Source organism: Gemmatimonas sp. (genome assembly GCF_031426495.1).
In the GTDB taxonomy this organism is placed as follows: domain Bacteria; phylum Gemmatimonadota; class Gemmatimonadetes; order Gemmatimonadales; family Gemmatimonadaceae; genus Gemmatimonas.
Genome location: NZ_JANPLK010000050.1, coordinates 1 through 16,080 on the forward strand (window position 1 = coordinate 1; position 16,080 = coordinate 16,080).

Annotated in this window: 16 protein-coding genes and 1 pseudogene; 5 read left to right on the forward strand and 12 right to left on the reverse strand. The window is 66.9% G+C overall.

Translation table 11 applies throughout. The features are described 5' to 3' along the window. Together RMP10_RS13435 and RMP10_RS13440 are read left to right on the forward strand one after the other, a co-directional pair. Positions 1-718, forward strand: a 718-nt coding sequence (locus tag RMP10_RS13435; RefSeq protein ID WP_310570745.1) for a DUF1800 family protein, incomplete at its 5' end; no start/stop codon positions are given. Positions 719-750: 32 nt separating this feature from the next. Further along, on the forward strand, positions 751-936 hold the full coding sequence (locus RMP10_RS13440) for a hypothetical protein (RefSeq protein ID WP_310570746.1): 186 nt from the start codon (positions 751-753) through the stop codon (positions 934-936). Between the two features lie 168 nt (positions 937-1,104). Here the strand turns inward: RMP10_RS13440 and RMP10_RS13445 are convergent, their stop codons facing one another. Together RMP10_RS13445 and RMP10_RS13450 are read right to left on the reverse strand one after the other, a co-directional pair. Then, positions 1,105-3,204 (reverse strand): recombinase family protein, encoded by a 2,100-nt coding sequence (locus tag RMP10_RS13445; protein ID WP_310570747.1) that lies wholly within the window; start codon positions 3,202-3,204, stop codon positions 1,105-1,107. Between the two features lie 232 nt (positions 3,205-3,436). Beyond that, complete coding sequence (locus RMP10_RS13450) at positions 3,437-3,706, reverse strand: hypothetical protein (RefSeq protein ID WP_310570748.1); 270 nt, start codon at positions 3,704-3,706, stop codon at positions 3,437-3,439. A gap of 26 nt (positions 3,707-3,732) precedes the next feature. Between RMP10_RS13450 and RMP10_RS13455 the strand changes: the two are divergent. Continuing rightward, a pseudogene (locus RMP10_RS13455) lies at positions 3,733-4,185 on the forward strand (ATP-binding protein); the annotation flags it as partial. 331 nt (positions 4,186-4,516) lie between these two features. Here the strand turns inward: RMP10_RS13455 and RMP10_RS13460 are convergent. From RMP10_RS13460 to RMP10_RS13495, 8 genes are all read right to left on the reverse strand, one after another. Further along, entirely contained in the window at positions 4,517-6,166 is a 1,650-nt protein-coding gene (locus tag RMP10_RS13460; RefSeq protein ID WP_310570749.1) for a hypothetical protein, read from the reverse strand. After that, the gene (locus RMP10_RS13465) at positions 6,166-7,011 is read right to left on the reverse strand and encodes a hypothetical protein (protein WP_310570750.1); all 846 of its coding nucleotides are present in this window, start codon (positions 7,009-7,011) and stop codon (positions 6,166-6,168) included. The genes RMP10_RS13460 and RMP10_RS13465 overlap by 1 nt, the downstream gene beginning before the upstream one ends. Before the next feature lie 140 nt (positions 7,012-7,151). Beyond that, positions 7,152-7,712 (reverse strand): thioredoxin family protein, encoded by a 561-nt coding sequence (locus RMP10_RS13470; protein ID WP_310570751.1) that lies wholly within the window; start codon positions 7,710-7,712, stop codon positions 7,152-7,154. 34 nt (positions 7,713-7,746) lie between these two features. Continuing rightward, positions 7,747-8,124: a metal-sensitive transcriptional regulator gene (locus tag RMP10_RS13475; protein ID WP_310570752.1), complete on the reverse strand. Its 378-nt coding sequence runs from the start codon at positions 8,122-8,124 to the stop codon at positions 7,747-7,749. A 129-nt stretch (positions 8,125-8,253) separates the two neighbouring features. Beyond that, positions 8,254-10,668 carry a heavy metal translocating P-type ATPase gene (locus RMP10_RS13480; protein WP_310570753.1) on the reverse strand — a complete coding sequence of 805 codons (2,415 nt, stop codon included), beginning with the start codon at positions 10,666-10,668 and terminating at the stop codon, positions 8,254-8,256. Between the two features lie 26 nt (positions 10,669-10,694). Next, positions 10,695-11,087 carry a cupredoxin domain-containing protein gene (locus tag RMP10_RS13485; protein ID WP_310570754.1) on the reverse strand — a complete coding sequence of 131 codons (393 nt, stop codon included), beginning with the start codon at positions 11,085-11,087 and terminating at the stop codon, positions 10,695-10,697. Between the two features lie 32 nt (positions 11,088-11,119). Then, positions 11,120-11,545: a heavy-metal-associated domain-containing protein gene (locus RMP10_RS13490; RefSeq protein WP_310570755.1), complete on the reverse strand. Its 426-nt coding sequence runs from the start codon at positions 11,543-11,545 to the stop codon at positions 11,120-11,122. Between the two features lie 746 nt (positions 11,546-12,291). Continuing rightward, positions 12,292-12,606, reverse strand: coding sequence for a hypothetical protein (locus RMP10_RS13495; protein ID WP_310570756.1), 315 nt, complete (start codon positions 12,604-12,606; stop codon positions 12,292-12,294). A 470-nt stretch (positions 12,607-13,076) separates the two neighbouring features. On the opposite strand from RMP10_RS13495, the gene RMP10_RS13500 reads away from it, so the two are divergent. Then, positions 13,077-13,895 (forward strand): AraC family transcriptional regulator, encoded by an 819-nt coding sequence (locus RMP10_RS13500; RefSeq protein WP_310570757.1) that lies wholly within the window; start codon positions 13,077-13,079, stop codon positions 13,893-13,895. 115 nt (positions 13,896-14,010) lie between these two features. Here RMP10_RS13500 and RMP10_RS13505 read toward each other — a convergent pair whose 3' ends face one another. Then, a complete protein-coding gene (locus RMP10_RS13505; RefSeq protein WP_310570758.1) occupies positions 14,011-15,015 on the reverse strand; it encodes an alpha/beta hydrolase in 1,005 nt (334 codons plus the stop codon). Here RMP10_RS13505 and RMP10_RS13510 point away from each other — a divergent pair. Beyond that, positions 14,994-15,161 carry a hypothetical protein gene (locus RMP10_RS13510; RefSeq protein ID WP_310570759.1) on the forward strand — a complete coding sequence of 56 codons (168 nt, stop codon included), beginning with the start codon at positions 14,994-14,996 and terminating at the stop codon, positions 15,159-15,161. The genes RMP10_RS13505 and RMP10_RS13510 overlap by 22 nt on opposite strands. 13 nt (positions 15,162-15,174) lie before the next feature. Here the strand turns inward: RMP10_RS13510 and RMP10_RS13515 are convergent. Next, a partial coding sequence (locus RMP10_RS13515; protein WP_310570760.1) for an efflux RND transporter periplasmic adaptor subunit occupies positions 15,175-16,080 on the reverse strand: 906 nt, incomplete at its 5' end.

A 16,080-nucleotide genomic window follows, 5' to 3' on the forward strand; every position in this document is an offset into this window, starting at 1 on the left:
CGATATCGTCTCGCGCCACCCCTGCACGGCGCGCTTCGTCAGCACGAAGCTCATCCACGCCTTCGTCACCGACAAGCCGTCGGAGCAGTACGTGGACCGCATCTCGAACGTGTTCCTCGACACGGACGGCGACATCCAGCAGGTTCTGTGGGCCATGTTCCAGAGCCCCGAGTTCCGCGACCCCGCCAACTTCGGCGGCAAGGTCAAGACACCGCTCGAGCAGAGCGTCTCCGCCATTCGCGCGGTGGGCGGCAACCTTCGGCCGCGGCCGTGGGGCGGCTACGAGTGGCCCTGGCTCTGGTACTACGTCTATGACCAGGGGCAGTACCTGTTCCGCTTCCCGATTCCGACGGGTTATCCCGAGCTCGGCGATCCCTGGATCTCGGCCAACGGCTTCCTCAACCGGTGGAAGTATGCCGACGACCTGATGATGCTCTACCCGACGGATACGACCTACCAGATCTACACCGACCCCATGGCTGAGGTGCGCCGCCTCGGCTTGACCACGGCCGATGGCGTGCTCGCCCAGCGTCGCATCCCTGGGATCTTGTCGCTCGCGCGCAAGCACGGGCCCGCGATCACCGAAGACGCCGCCCGCTTCGCGCTCGAGGCGGGCGCGCCGGCGTATCGCTTTCTGCGTCGCTATCTCGAGCGCGTGACAGTCCCGGCGGCCGCGCTCACACAGTTCGACCCGCTCATCCGCCCACTCACCCTCTGAAGTGATCTGATTGATCGCCGAGCGGCTGCCCCATGAATCTCGCTGAACTGGATCGCGCACTGCGTAGCCTCCGGCTCTCCGGCATGGCCGACCTACTCGGCGCCCGGCTGCGCCACGCCCAAGCCGAACAGCTCCGACCGCTCGACTTGATCGCGATGCGCATCAACGACGAATTCCAACGACGACAGGATCGGCCGCTCGAACGCCCGCGCGTGTAGGCGCGCTTCCGCGATCCGAGTCGCTCGCTCGATAGCTTCGATTTCACCCTCAACAAGAAGATGAATCCGGCGCTGCGCTTCGAGCTCGCCACCGGACGCTTCATCACGCAGCGCGAAGACATTTTGCTGATCGGACCGCCTGAGGTAGCGACATACTACGTCACCTCGCTATGTCGTTGGTGGTGTGAGCGATAACTGCGCGGTATCAGGAGTTGGCGGACCGCGACGGCGGTGATGGACCTGATCGACGTACGTTCTGACGGCCGGCGTGTCGAGATCCATGATGCGAATGATCCACGGCGCGGTGGCAATGACTTGTTCGGCCGGGAGGACACCGCTCGTGATCAGGGTCCGGATCACCGTGTGACTGACCTCGAGTCGTGCGGCGGCCTGCTCCTGCGTACACCAGCCATCGCGGGCCGCGCTGGTCGGATCGAAGACTGGGAGGTTCTGCGTGTGCCGCAGCGTCACGATGCGGGTGGCGTTCCACGTATTGCCACGCCCGGTCGTATAGCCGAGGCGATTGAGCACCGCGGCGATCTGATGGTCAGGGAGCACGCGCACCAAGGCGCGGACGACCGTGACGACGTCCACGCTCGTACAATACCGGTGCTGCCCTTTCCGCTTCTTCCGGACGTCCAAGGCGCTGTGCTGTCCGCCGGCCCAGCGCACGATCACCTGGAGTCGGGATTCGTCGGGACTGACATCGACGAGCAGTTCGTCGATCAGGGTGCGCACCAGGCGCTTCTTGAGGCGCGCGTCACTGCGCGGATCATGCCACACACGCGGCAAGTCCTCCGCGAGGGCGCGCAGGGCGGCGACGTCGACCGACGGGGCCGCGGCGACCGTCGCAAGTCCCGTCACGTGTCGCTCCTGCGCCGAGACCGCATCCAGCGCGACATTCCAGCGCCGCTCGAGTTCCGCCGCCACCAGCCGATTGGCGGGATCGACGGCATCGTATTGCCGTCGCGCACGCTCGGCTTCGTACCGGAGCTGTTCGAGCGCGAGCTGCGCATGCGATTGTCGCTCGGTCTGCTGCGTCCGCGCGTCGGCCGCTGCCGTCACCGCGGCGTCGATGGCGCCCGGCGCGACGACGGCAAAGACCGCATCCTCGACGGCGCGTTCGAGGGCGAGCCCGCCGAAGGAGAGGCAATTCCCGGTGCCGTGGTTGACCATCGCGCCACGGCACGCGTAGCGACGGACCTTGCCCTGACTCCCGCTATAGGCCACGTGCAGGCGCCGCCCACAGCGGCGACAGCGCAGGAGGCCGGCCAGCAGCGCCGTGCCGTGTCGCGGGGCCCCTCGACTCATGCGTCCTTGCATCTGCGCGTTCTCCTGCCGCTGGGTCTGCAGCGCCTCGTACTCGACCGACGTGATATAGCCCGGATGATGGTCCGGCAGGAAGACCGGCCAGTCGGCGGTCTCACGGCGCGTGGTCCGCTTGCTCGCGCGACCGCCACTCACGCGGGTCTCCGTCTTCGTGCGCCCGAGGACATACGCGCCAGCGTAGATCGGATTCGTGGCGAGTTTGTGGATCGTGTTGTACACGGGCAGCTTCCACGTCACGGTGCGACCAAAGGGGCCATACTCGACCGCGGGTAGCGTGATGTGTTCGCTGCGGCACCACATGAGCACTTGCCGCAGACTGCCGAGCGCGAGGAGCTGCTGGAAGATCATCCGGATCGCGGCTTGAATGCGCAGATCGGGATCGAGCTCGACGCGATCATCGCGCGTGCGCACAAAGCCGATGGGCACCGTGGTGAATAGCTCGCCGCGCGAGGCCTTGAGTCGCAGCGCTTCGACGGAGCGCTGGCGGAGCACGCCGAGCTCCCACTCGCTCATCGTCCCCTTGAGGCCGAGGAGCAGGCGGTCATTGAAGTCGCGTGGATCGTACACGCCTTCGCCATCGATCAGCAGCGTCGCCGTCAGACCGCAGAGATCGACGAGGTGATGCCAGTCGCGATTGTTGCGGGCGAGGCGCGACGCCTCCAGGGCGAAGACGGCACCCACGTGCTCATCGCACACCGCCGCGACCAAGCGCTCGAAGCCGGGGCGGACCACGCGCCCCGACCCCGAGCGTCCCAGATCATCGTCGATCACCTCGACGTGGTGCCAGCCCCAGGTGCGCGCGTGCTCCGCGAGCGCATACTGCCGTCGCTGACTTTCGAGATGCTCGTGCACCTGCGTCAGCGTCGACTGCCGCACGTACACATACGCCGCGCGTTGCAGATGCTGGGGCGTGATTTTGGCCGGCACGAGGGCACTCATGATGAGACCTCCTCGGATGGGGCGTCGACGTGGCTCCGCAGCAGCTCGATCCAGAGAGCGACGACCTGCTCGCGAACGGGGAGTGGAAAGGCGTGCCGCGAGACCGCACCGTGAGGCAAAGCAAGGTGCGCCTGTACGCTGTCGATGAGCGGGCGCGCGGGACGGGAGGATCGAGCCATGGACGACCTCGGACGCGGGGGACAGGCCACACGCCACCATGAGCAGGCAGCACTCATCGGCGTCCCTGAGCGTCCGGCGCCGCGGCCGACACGTCAAGCACGGCGTCGAGCAATCGTCGGAGCGTAATGAGCCCGGCGACACTCACCACCGGCGATGTCACCACGGTCGCCGGTGCCGCGGCGGCCGTCTCCGTCATCCACACCGGCAAGTGGGTCAGGCTGCCATCGGAGAGCGCAATCACATACACGCGCTCATCGTCGGCCGTCAGCTCGCGCTCGACATCGAGCGCCTGCCCGTGCAGTGCATGCCATGGGTACTGCACCGTGATACGGAGTTTGTGAGTATCACGTCGTGGGTCTCCCCGGGAGTGGCAAGAGTCACTTGGCGCAGGCGCTCGGCCAAGCGGCGATCCAGCAAGGGCACCGGGTACACTATCGCGAAGCGCATCTGCTGCTGGAAGAACTGACCGACGCCACGCTCGATGGCACGCGGAAGGAGGTCTTCGCGACGCTCAGCACCGTCCCGCTCCTGAGCATCGACGACCTCGGCATGCGGAAACTGCCACCGACCGCGGCCGAGGATCTGCTCGAGCTGATCATGCGTCGCTATGAACGCGCGTCGACGATACTTACGTCCAATCGGCCCGTGGACGACTGGGGCAAGCTCCTCGGTGACACGGCAGCCGTAACCGCGCTGCTGGACCGGCTGCTCCACCACGCGCACGTCCTCACTTGCGGCCCCCGCAGCTGGCGCACGAAACTTCAGGCGGCGACCGATCCCTCGGTCACCGTATCCCGCTAACCAGTCTCAGCGCATCGGCGTGGTGGCCGGTTTTGCGGTGTCGATCAGTGGCCGGATTTGAGGTGTCCACTGAGGCGGTGAGGGTTAACGCAGCTCGCGCGGCACACGCCGGAGCACCGCTCCCTTTGCCGGTGCCGAGTGCCGCAGGGCTCCATGCCGGACAGCGAGAGGCGCTGCAACCGAGTCGTCGTTCGGACGGCCGGATCTGGAAGGCGCAGCACCAAGCACTGCAGCGCTAAGGAGCAGCAGCGCCGCGGTCCGACCGATGAACCGGGTCGCACCGCGGTACTGCCCCGAATTGACCACCCTCATGCGCTGAGTTACCCCCAGCTCAGCGAACGGACTCAGTCGGCGGCTTCTTCACGGGTGGCGTCGCCGCTGGCATGACATGTCCGGCGTGTGGATCCGCGGGCTTGGGTGCAGCCTTGGGTGTCGCCTTCGCCGGTGCACGCTTAGCGGCCGGTTTCGCAGGGCTCGAGCGGCGCGCCGGCGCCGTCTTGGGCAACGAATCCACTGCCCCCATCGATTCGAGATGCTGCTGATGCGCGCGCAGTGCAGGGTCGGCGATCACGCGTGCGCGGATCGCCGGGTCCCGCAGCATCGCATCATGCATTTCACGCATCATGGCCTGCGCCGCGGCGTTCTCCGAGGCCCCTGGGGCTACGCCATGCTTCATCGCGTCGTGTGCTGCACTGGTGTCGCGACGCGCCGCGGAATCGATGCGCGCACGTGACGATTCAGAGGCGGCGTGGTTCATGCCCGCGTGATTCATACCCGCCATGGATGCCGCACCTGGCGTCGTGGCTTGCGTCGGCGTCGGCGTCGCACCCGTATGTCCCGCGTGCTCACCACCGGTGGCCTGGCCAGACTTGAAGCCGACCATCGCCCCCGTGCGGTCGTCGTGCGACATCACCGCGCCGTACGTCACCGTCGGCGTCTGGAGCGTCGGGAGAAAACCCACCGATGGCCCGCCCATGTTCTCGATACCCATGTGCCCGACCATCGTCAGCCACGCCTGCGGCGTCATCACGTACGAGGTATCGTCGCGGAACCGCCCTGCGGCCAACAGGATCTCAGCGCGTTTGTGGTCACGCGGCACACTGTCGTTCGCGAGGATGTCGCTGATGACGTCGTGCATACTGTGCAAGTTGTCAAAGATGATCGCGGCCTCCTGATACCGCGCCGAGAATACCGGCGCGACCGCGGGCGTCATCGGCATCTGGTACGGGAAGGTCCGCGGCGGGTCCTGCAGCATCTGCCAGAACCGCGCAGTCGTGGCCCGCACGCCAGCCTGACGCTCTTCGACCGTCTTGCCCACCATCAGCGGTTCGTAAAGGCCCACTTGGAGCCAGTGATAGCCCCAGATCAGGCCATTGAACTTCGGATACTGCCTCCGGAACGCGAGCGAGTATGGCTGCTCCTGCATCAGCTTCATGCTCTTGGGCTTCGAGCTGAACGCCACGTCGCGCCGCGACTTGTAGTAGTCGATAAGGCGCTGTACCTCGCGATCCTTCCCGGCCTGATCGAGCCGCTCGTCGGCGAGCACGTCGTAGAGCTGCCGGTGGAGGATGTGCGCCCACTCGAACATCTGTTTCGCTTCCGGCGCGAGTTGCACGTACTTGATCTCGATGGCGCCCTCTTCGAGCGGCACCCGCGGCGGGCGCACCAGCACGCGCTTCGTGAGGAAGTCGTACTCCTTCACGTCCAGCTCGGCGGGTGATGCATCGGGCATGGTCCAGAGCTTCTCGTACAGGATCGCGTGCCCGTAGTCGAACGCGTTGAACAACCTGTCGGCTGCCTGGTAGTTGTTGCGGAAGACCCAGTTGTGCGAGGCCTGCTGGTAAAACTGCTCGTACGTCGTCACCCACTGCGCCGCGAGTGCCGTCGGCAGGGTGAGCGTTGTGCAGATCACGGCGGCGGCCACAGCATAGCGCGCGGCCCGTCGGGCCATGCGGCCCCCAAGAGTGCGGATGTTCGACATTAGCGCTTCCTCCACGGCAAGCCGACTACGTAGGCGCCGCCAACGGTGGCGAACCAGCCCTTGTCATCTCCGGACAGCCGCGAGCCAGCGCCCACATCGAGCGCGACACGCGGTGACAGCTGCACGCGCGTGCCCACCGCGGCGTTCCACTCGAGCGGCTCGTCCGCATGCAACGGCTGACGGACGAACACTTCACCCGAGAGCAGCATCGAGCGCAGTGGCAATGGGCGGTCGACCGACACGCCACTGAGCCACCGCGATAGCTCCGACGCGCCTGCACCAACGGCATCCGCGCCGCCCGCGGCTGCCACCGGTGCGTCACCTGCCGTGTACTGCCCATTCACGTGAAAGCGCGCCCACCGAAACGTCTTCGTCGCGATGCCCTTGACGCTTGCATATGTCTCGTCGGCGGCGAGCCCACCGACGGGTGCCAGCACGCTGGCACCGATGGCGAGCGCCGGAATGCGAGTCTCGGTGTTCAGGTTGTAGAGCACCGATGCGTCGAGCCCGGTGATGCCCACGGTTTTGCCGCCTACGCCGGCATCGAGAAGGGCAATGGGCAGGCCGATCTCGACTTGTGTGCGGCGGAAGAGGCCGTAGGCGAGCTCGGGCTCGATGCCCCAGCTGTAGACGCCGCGACGGTTTCGTTCGAGGCGGAGCGGGGCCGCCTGGATCTCGAGCGCCCGGCGCTCCACTGCATAGGCGTCCTCGATCTGCAGCGGACGGCCCGCGTCGGTGTTGTAGTAGTCCGTCTGGGCAAGTGCCACCTTGGGCAGGCTCACAGCGGAAAGGGTCAGGGCGGCGGCCAGCGCGGCGCGCTGGGGCCAGCGGTTTATCGCAATCATGGGACGAGAAGTGGTCGTTGTGGGTGGCGCAGGTGTCGACCGGGCCCAGTACGTTTTGCTGGACGTAAATCATGCCACCGGATTTCGGAACTGCAGGACCCTGCGTTTTGATGAACACGGTGTTTCGGGTGGTGCAGCCGCTAGGCAGCCCGGGCAGTGGGCGTACTTCCCAACAGACAGAGGATCTCCTCCGGCGTCGTCTGGGCGCGATCTCGCGCGTTCCATCGCCGCACTTCGCGGTACCGTGAGATCTTCTCGAGCGTCTCCCCATCCGAACGCACCCACGACTGGAGCGGCGCGGGGCGAGGACCCCACCATCCGAGTTCGTGGAACGCTTCATCGAAGACGATCATGACAGGAATGGAACGAGTTCCGCTGGTGCGATGCGCGTCCATGAGGTCTGGGTTCGCATCGCGCGCGGGAATCTTCACGTCCAGCGTTTCGGACGCTCGTGCCAACGTGGCAAGGGCCGGGATCGAGCTCACTTCGTCGCCGCACCAATCCTCGAGCAGCACCAACGGATGCCGCCGTCTGGTGAGCTGATTGGCTCGGTCGACCAGGTCGTCGGCCGCCACGCTGCCCCGGGCAAACGATGCACAGAGTAGCTGATTCGCTGCCGCGACGGCGACGAACTGCTCTATCGTCAGCGCGTGTTCGTATCGCGCGAGCATGGACGCGTTGTCTACAGCATGGTCATACATAGGACACTCCGTTGCGTGATCGGCACATGGCTGATCAGCGGCTGTGCTTGAACATGAGGTCGACCAGCTCGTCGTACATCGACTCCGCGGCGGCGTCCGTCGATTGGATGGCCGAATTCGCGCAGTGCTTCAGGTGGTTGCGCATGAGCTCCCTGGACACGCTGCGCAGTGCCTCGTGGATTGACGAGATCTGCGTCATGATGTCCGCGCAGTAGCGGTCTTCATCGACCATGTTCTGGATGCCACGCACCTGACCTTCGATGCGGCGCAGGCGCTTGATGTTGCGCTCCTTCACCGCACCGTCGACCGCGACGGCCTTCCGTCCTTGTTTCGCCGCATCTTCATGAACCCCGCAGCCGCAGCTGGCGGCCGAGGTACCCGACATGCCCGGGGCATCGGGCGCGGTGTCCAACGCGTTGTCGCTCTGCTCGTGTGCTGCGCTGACGCGGCGGTGCTTCGGGCTCATCGAGGTGCTCCAGAATTCGGTGGCGCGGCACGACAGTCGTGCCGCGGAGATGGGTTTGTGCATGCGCGAAGGTCGCTACGCCGTCGCCGTGCGAAACCGCCGCAGTCGCAGGCTGTTCATGACGACGCTGACGCTGCTGAACGCCATCGCCGCACTGGCGAGGATCGGGCTCAAGAGCAGTCCGACGATCGGGAAGAGCACGCCGGCCGCGACGGGAATGCCGATCACGTTGTAGGCAAACGCCCAGAAGAGGTTCTGCTTCATCGTGCGCATCGTACGACGCGACAGTCGGATCGCGTCGGCGACACCGGCGAGATCGCCGCGCATGAGCGCGATGTCCGCGGCTTCCACCGCGATGTCGGTGCCGCTGCCCATCGCGATGCCGATGTCGGCCTTCGCCAGCGCTGGCGCGTCGTTGACGCCGTCGCCCACCATCGCGACCACCCACCCGTCTGCCTGCAGTCGTTCGATCTCGGCGACCTTGCCCGCCGGCAGCACGCCGGCAACCACGCGCGCGATGCCCGCCTCACGCGCGACTGCATTCGCCGTGCGCTGGTTGTCGCCAGTCAGCATCACAACATCCAGTCCGAGTCGCTGCAACTGCTGGATCGCCGCGCGTGACGTCGCGCGAATCGGATCTGCCACGGCAACGATACCGGCAAGCGCACCGTCGATGGCGATATACATCGCCGTCTTGCCTTCGTCACCGAAGCGATGACCCGCCGAACGAAGCGGCGCGATGTCGACGGCATAGTCCTGCATCAGCGCTTCATTGCCGACGGCCAGCGCATGTCCCCGCACCACTCCCGTGGCGCCGCGGCCTGTGTGCGACTCGAAGGCCTCCGGTGTGTCGACGGGGAGCCCCCGGTCATGGGCATGGCGCACGAGGGCATCGGCCAGTGGATGCTCACTCATGGTCTCCAACGACGCGACGAGCGCGAGCATCGCTTCACTCGCCAGCGTGCTGTCACGCACGACCTCGACGTCGGTTACCGCCGGCCGCCCCTCGGTCACCGTGCCAGTCTTGTCCAGCACTACCGTCGTGATGTCGCCGGCACGCTGCAACGCTTCCCCACCTTTGATCAACACGCCGAGCTCCGCGCCCTTGCCCGTCGACACCATGACGGCCGTCGGGACGGCAAGGCCCATCGCACACGGGCAGGCGATGATGAGCACCGCGACTGCCGCCGCAAATGCGCGGACCGCCGCTTCGCCGACACCACCGCCCGTCGTGTGGACGGCGACGAACCATACGGCGAAGGCCGCGACGGCGATGGAGACCACGACTGGTACAAAGATCGCGCTGATTCGGTCCGCCAGGCGCTGGATCGGGGCGCGGGATCCCTGCGCATCGCGCATGAGCTTCACGATCTGCGCCAGGACACTCGTCTCGCCCAGCGTGGTGGCGCGGTACCGGAACGCGCCTGTGCGGTTGATCGTCCCGCCGATCACGCGGTCGCTGACCCGCTTCGTGACAGGGAGCGACTCGCCGGTCAGCATGCTCTCGTCGACCGCGCTCTCGCCACTCACGATCTCGCCGTCCACCGGGACTCGCTCGCCCGGGCGCACGAGGATCATGTCGTCGGCGCGTACACTTTCCACCGGCACGTCCTCTTCCGCCTCACCGCGCAGCACGCGCGCTGTCTTCGGCTGCAGGTTCGCGAGCGCGCGAAGCGCGGTCGACGTTTCGCGCTTCGCGCGGGCCTCGAACGCGTTGCCGGTGAGGATGAGTGCGATAATGATGATCACCGCCTCGTAGTACACGTCAGGCGTCACCCCATTGCGTACGAAGAAGCCCGGTGCGGCGGTCGCGACGAGCGAGTATACGAACGCCGCGCCCGTGCCCACGGCGACGAGCGTGTTCATATCGGCGGAGTGATGGCGAAAGGCGGCCCATGCCCGCGTGTAGAAGTGCCGGCCAGCCCACGCCATCACACCGAGCGTGACGAGCAGCAATCCCCACGACAGCGCCGCGGCCGGGATGGCATAGAGCCATGGGGCCGCTGCACGCAGCGCGGGTGTCATGTGCTCCATTGCCCAACGCATGAATGGATCGGCCACCGGCCCGTGGTGACCGGCATTCATCACAGTCATCAAAGGCATGGACAGCAGCATCGCCGCGATACCCGCGACTCCGCTGACCCATGCCTTTTTGCGAAGTTCGCGAAACTCCGCCGCGGTCGCCGTGTCGCGCGCCGCCTGCTCCTCGAATGCGGTGCGATCCGCCTGCGGCAACTCCGCGCCATAACCGGTCGCGCGAATACCCTCGACCAGGGCGTCCGGCGAGATCGCCGACGCGTCATACGAAATCGTTGCATTGCCCATCATCAAATTCACCGAGGCGTCGACGACGCCCGGCATCTTGCTCAACGTTCGCTGAACGCGTCCCTGGCAGGCGGCGCACGTCATGCCCGAAACCGGGATGACGACCTTCTCCAACGATGTCGGAGGCGCAGCGGGCCGCGGGTGCGTGATATTCGCGGTGGTCATGGTTTGATGTCCTCGCGCGGCTGGAACTACTCTGCGACGAGCTTGCCGCGCAGCATGCTCATCCCACATGTGAATTCGTACGTCCCCGGGGTGGGAGGCGTCACGGTGATTGCGGTGGTCTGATGCGCCGGCAGAAAGGTGCGGATGCCGAAGTCGCCGAACACGACTTCCTCCGAGCAGCTCGACGTTTCCCTGCGGTCGAACAGGAGGCGCACCGGCGCGCCGGCCTTCACGCGGATAGTGGAGGGCGTGTAGCCCCCGTGGACGGTGATGGCGACTTCCTGCGGGCCGCCCGCCGCGCCTGTGGCAGCCATCGCCGGCGCACGTTCGGCGGCAAAGAAGTACCAGTTGACCCAGAGGATCGTGGTGCCGGCCGCGGCGATCACGAGCCAGTCGATGCCGCCGAGTGAGGCGAACATGAGTGATGTCTCCCTGTGAGTTGGAGGAGCGATCAGCGCGCGGAGCAGCAGCTGCTGCCCGTCGCGGCTTGCGGAAGGGCTGCTTTGGTTTCGGTTGCAGTGCCTTCGCTGAAGGCGGCCCGATATCCCGCTTCGCGGATGGCTTCGATGAGCGCGGCCGGGCTCGCGCTCTGCGGCGTCAGGGTTACTGATGCCTTACCCATGCGGACGTGCTCGACGGTCAGCCCCGGCAGTGACTCCAGCGCCTCGCGTACGGCGTTGATGCAATGCCCGCAGGTCATGTCGGCGATGGTGAGATCAAGACGTTGCGAGCCATCGCTGGTCTGCGGCGCGGAGACTCGAGCCGTTTGCCCGTTGGCGCTCGTCGTGGTGCACTGGCTGGCCGTAGCGGTTGACCCGGCCAAGGTGGTGAAGCCCATGTCGTTCTCCTGCTTGGGAAAGAGGGAAGCCGAGTGCATACCCTCATGGGGTATATGATATATACCCCCCACCCCTATGTCAACAGGCGATTCGTCCCCGGTGAATAAACCCGGCTCGCCGGTGCTGTCCGCGCCAGACCTGGTCAATCAACTCGTGCGATGCCGGCAGCTACGGCGCTTCATAAACCCCACACTCCTTCAGTCGCCTGGGTGGTGACGGTCATCATCGAGCGTCTCGGGATTTAGAGAATGAAGGAATGCGGTGCGGTGTTGCTTGCGCAGTCGCATTCATCAGCAGCACAACAGACCCACCCGATTGCATTGACTGGCCCGCGCGCTTCCGTACCTGACGGTGATCGAGCGAGTGGCCTCACTGCTCTCGTTGGCGCTTCCGCTGCTGTTCTTCCACGCTACGCTGACTCTACGGCGGTCCGCGACGTGGTAAGGTTGGGAGTGATGAGCCCTGCAGTTTGTGGTCGGCCGGCGGTCTTCGGGGACGTGTCCAGATCGGATCGATGTGATGGTGTCACCGGCCGTTCGTTGTGAGGTGCTCCTCGCGTTGCTTTCGGTGCCCACTCGGCGTTAACCAGCGTGGCTTGTGCATCGAGAACACGGTGGTCACCAACAGCACGATGCGGGCGGCGCCCGCGTTCGCGATCAGCTGAATTCTGAGCCGACGGTCATCGCGAGCTACAAGCGCGTTGGCCGAGGCGACGTCGGCGAGCTAGCTGACGGACGCATGGCGCGACACACGCGGTTGCGGATCCTCTCGAGGGGACGCCAGCTCAGCGTTCGTTCGGCGGCTGCGCGGTAGGCGCGTCCGAAACCGCGATGCTGGGCGACCGATTCGCCGGCAGCTCGAGGCGGCGCCACTGCTCCCGCTGCGACCACGCGCCGAACTCGGCGCCCGACGCCGCGCCCCACGCGGCGCCCGACGCGGCGCTCGAGGCGACGGCGGCGCCCATGCTTGGCCGGTCGTCCGCACGCTTTGAGGCGATGCTGACCGCGCTTGACGCCGCGCCGAGGAGTGCCGGCACCACCGCGAGCATCGCACCGAGGATGAGATGGAGCGCGAGCTGCGCTATGGAGCACGGTAGCATGGAGAGACCTGATCTTGAGGGTGGGATGGTGCCTAACAGCTGAGATATCCAACGAACGGGCTGACGCCATGGGCCAGACATTTGACTTGTCGAGCGGCTCGCCCCTCGGGCAGCACTCCGACGCGAGCGTCAGTGAACGCGGGTTGTCCGACGGTTGCGGTGGGAGCGAGAAGGCCGCTGGCATGATGGCGGCGACCATTGCTCGGGCGACGATGCAACGCGAAGATCGCCGCGCCAGTCGGCGCGCTCTAGCACGCGACCCACGTATTGGTAGAATTCGCATGAGAGCGTAGCGCGCACCCAAGGCGCCCCCTAGGTCGCGCCGCACCTTTGCCTTGCGGCGGCGCTTGGGCGCAGCGATCCTTGGGATTGGGCTTGGCCGGGGCGGGACGCGGATATTCTTTGGCAGGTCGCCCTAGCAGGCTCCGAGTGCGGTCCAGCGCCACTGGAAGGCACAGACCGGTAGGCACATGTCCTCCGCGGTGACGCTGGAACGCTACGTCGGGCCCGCTCTGCTTGTGCACGGGGGGGGGGCCGTCGTGATCTACGAGGGCAGCTTTGCGCCTGAGCTGGTGATTCCCTGCCACGTGCACGCCGAGCACGTCGTCAGCCTCGTGCTCGACGGGGACGGTATCGAGGAGGTCGGCAGCCGCGTGCGGCCCCTCTCCGCGCAGGACCTGTTGCTGACGCCCGCGTACGCACCACACGGCTACCGCTTCAGCCGCGGGGGCCGCTGGTTCAACATGCAGCTCACCAGCGAGTGGCTCGCGCGGGTGGCGGACGGCGCGCCGACCCTGCTGGAGACGGCGCAGATCATCCACAGCCGCACCGCTGCGGCGTGGGCCGCGCGCGTGCGCACCGAGGTGCGAGCGCGCGACGCGGTCTCGAGCCTCGCGATCGACGGCGCGATGGCGCTAATGATCGCCGACATTGCCCGCAGCCGGGTCGACTCCGCGCGCACTCGGCCGCGCTGGCTGCGGGGCGTGGAGGAGGCGCTCGAAGCGTCGGTTGCGTCGCCGCCGTCGATGGACGAGCTGGCGGCGCTCGCCGGCGTGCACCCGACGCACCTGCTGCGCACCTTTCGCCGCTTTCATGGGGCCACGATCTCGAACTACGTGCGCGAGCGCCGCATTCAGCGCGCGCGCATTGAGGTCGCGAAAGCGGACCGGCCGCTGTCGGCCATCGCGCTCGACGCGGGCTTCTCCGACCAGTCGCACTTCACCCGCGTGTTCCACCAGGCGTTCGGCGAGACGCCGGGACGGTACGCGCGCTCACTCCGCGGCCGCTGACGCGCGCAACCGCAGGTCGCGCTCCGATGTCGGGCAATGCACACTTGGCGAACTCGCCGTTGAGCAGGCGCCGCATCGACGTAAGGCGACCTAGATCCACGCGTGCCACTCTTCCCTATCGGAGTAATGTGCGATGCACCGCGCGCACGCGGCCGACCACGTCGCGCACCGCGCTGATCACCACGTCGGGACGGTCGAACTGGATGTAGTGCGACGCCATCGGCACCCTCTGGTGCCGGCCGCCGGCCGACCATGTCGCCTCGTCCGCTTGCAGCGCCTCCCACGCTGACTGCATCCGGTCACCCTGCGAGGGTGTGATGCCTTGGGCCGCGAGCACCTCCGGCAACGTCTTCTCCGTCGCGCTGAGCACCACGAGCGGTCGAGCGCCGAGCTGCCGGACGGTGCTCGCCTCCCGTAGCGTTGCGCCGAGCGCGTCGGCCTCGCGGCGCAGGGCCTCTACGGAGCTTGGGAGGTAGGCGCGCGGCACGACGTCGGCGACGGCCGGCCACCTCGGCGGCGCCGTGCCGCCCGAGCCCAGCCGCACGATGCCGGTCCACGCGAGCGCTGACCCGATCGCCATGATGCCCGTCGCCGGTTGCATGGACTTTCCGGTCGCCTCGCGGAATCGCGCGAGCTGGTCGGGGTGCGAGCCGTCGACGAGGACGATCCCCGCGACCTCGGCGTCGTAGAGGCTCGTGAACAGCAGGACGTACGGCCCGCCTAACGAGTGACCGACCACGACCCATGGCGCCGTCTCGCCACTCGTCGTGAGCGCCGCATGGAGATCCCGCGCGACCTGCGAGGCATCGAATGGGGTTGGCGCCGGATCACTCCACAGAATACCGGCGCGGCTGTACGCGCACACGCGGGTACTGCGTGCAAGCGAGTCGTGCACGGCGGCCCAGCTCAGCGAGCCGAGGTTGTCCAGCCCAGACTCCAGCACGACGGTCGGTGAGCCCGTACCCCGGCAGTCGATCTGCAGACGACGCCCTCCGATGTCAACGAGCAGGCCGGGAGGCGGGTAGTCGCGCACGGCGCGGTGACGCATCACCGCCTCGAAGCTTGCGCCCGACGCGACGACGATCGCGAGCACGGACGATGCGGCGATCAGGATTCGCATCGGCCATCGCATGGGCCGGCGCATCAGCGTTTCACCTCGGCACCGGACAGCGGGAGCAGATCGAGGGTGAGCCAGTGCCGGGTGGTGCGGTAGCGGCGGAGCAGGCCCGCGGCGCCGAGCCGGAAAGCGCCACTACACCGACGTAACGGAGCGTCCACGTCACCCCCCTCTCGCTTGCGGTACAGTATCGGATGCGCGCGCTGCGACGAACGCGCCTCGCGACAGTGGCGCCGCCGCTATCCCACGTACGACAAGAATGGCAGTGACCAGGGACCCTTCCGAGAGCTGCATCAGCCCGCCGACGACGACCTGCTCACCGACCGCCACTCCAGTCGTCGCTTCGACGAACCCGGCACGTCGAACGCCGATGGTGATCTCGCGGCGCGTCGCCTTGCCGTCGATGATCACCCACACAGCGTTGCCTCCCCCCGGCGCCGGCATCAGCGCGTCCTCTGGAATGACTACGGCCGTCGGCCGCACCGCTGTGGCGATGCGAGCTTCGGCGAACATCCCCGGCCGCAGCCGCCCACCACCGTTCTGCGCAAGCGCCTTGACCATGATCGTGCGCGCCGGTAACGCCACTACGGGATCCACGAACTCCACCGTGCCCACGAACTGCTCCGTCGGGAAAGCAGCGACCTGAAATCGCACGGTCTGATTGTTTCTGAGGACTGCGGCGTACCGCTCCGGAATGCTGAGCACGACTCGCTGTGGGTTCGTGGTCTGGAGTGACACGAGCGGCACTTGCGGCGACACTTGGTCACCCAGACTCACGTAGCGCTGACCCGCAACGCCCGCGAACGGCGCGCGCACAGTTGTTCGCGCGAGGCGCAGCGCGATCAGGTCGAGCTGTGCTTGCGCGGAGCGCGCCATCGCCTCGGCACGCTCCAAGTCCGCTGTGGCCGACGCGTTCTGCGCCAACAGGTCGCGCGTTCGGGCGAGTGTCTGCTGGGCGAGGTCACGTTCCGCCGTTGCGCGCGCCACCTGCGTGCGGAGCTCAGCGTCGTCGATCTTGAACAGCGGCGCGCCTGCGCCGAGCGGCTGCCCCTCGCGGACAAAGATCTG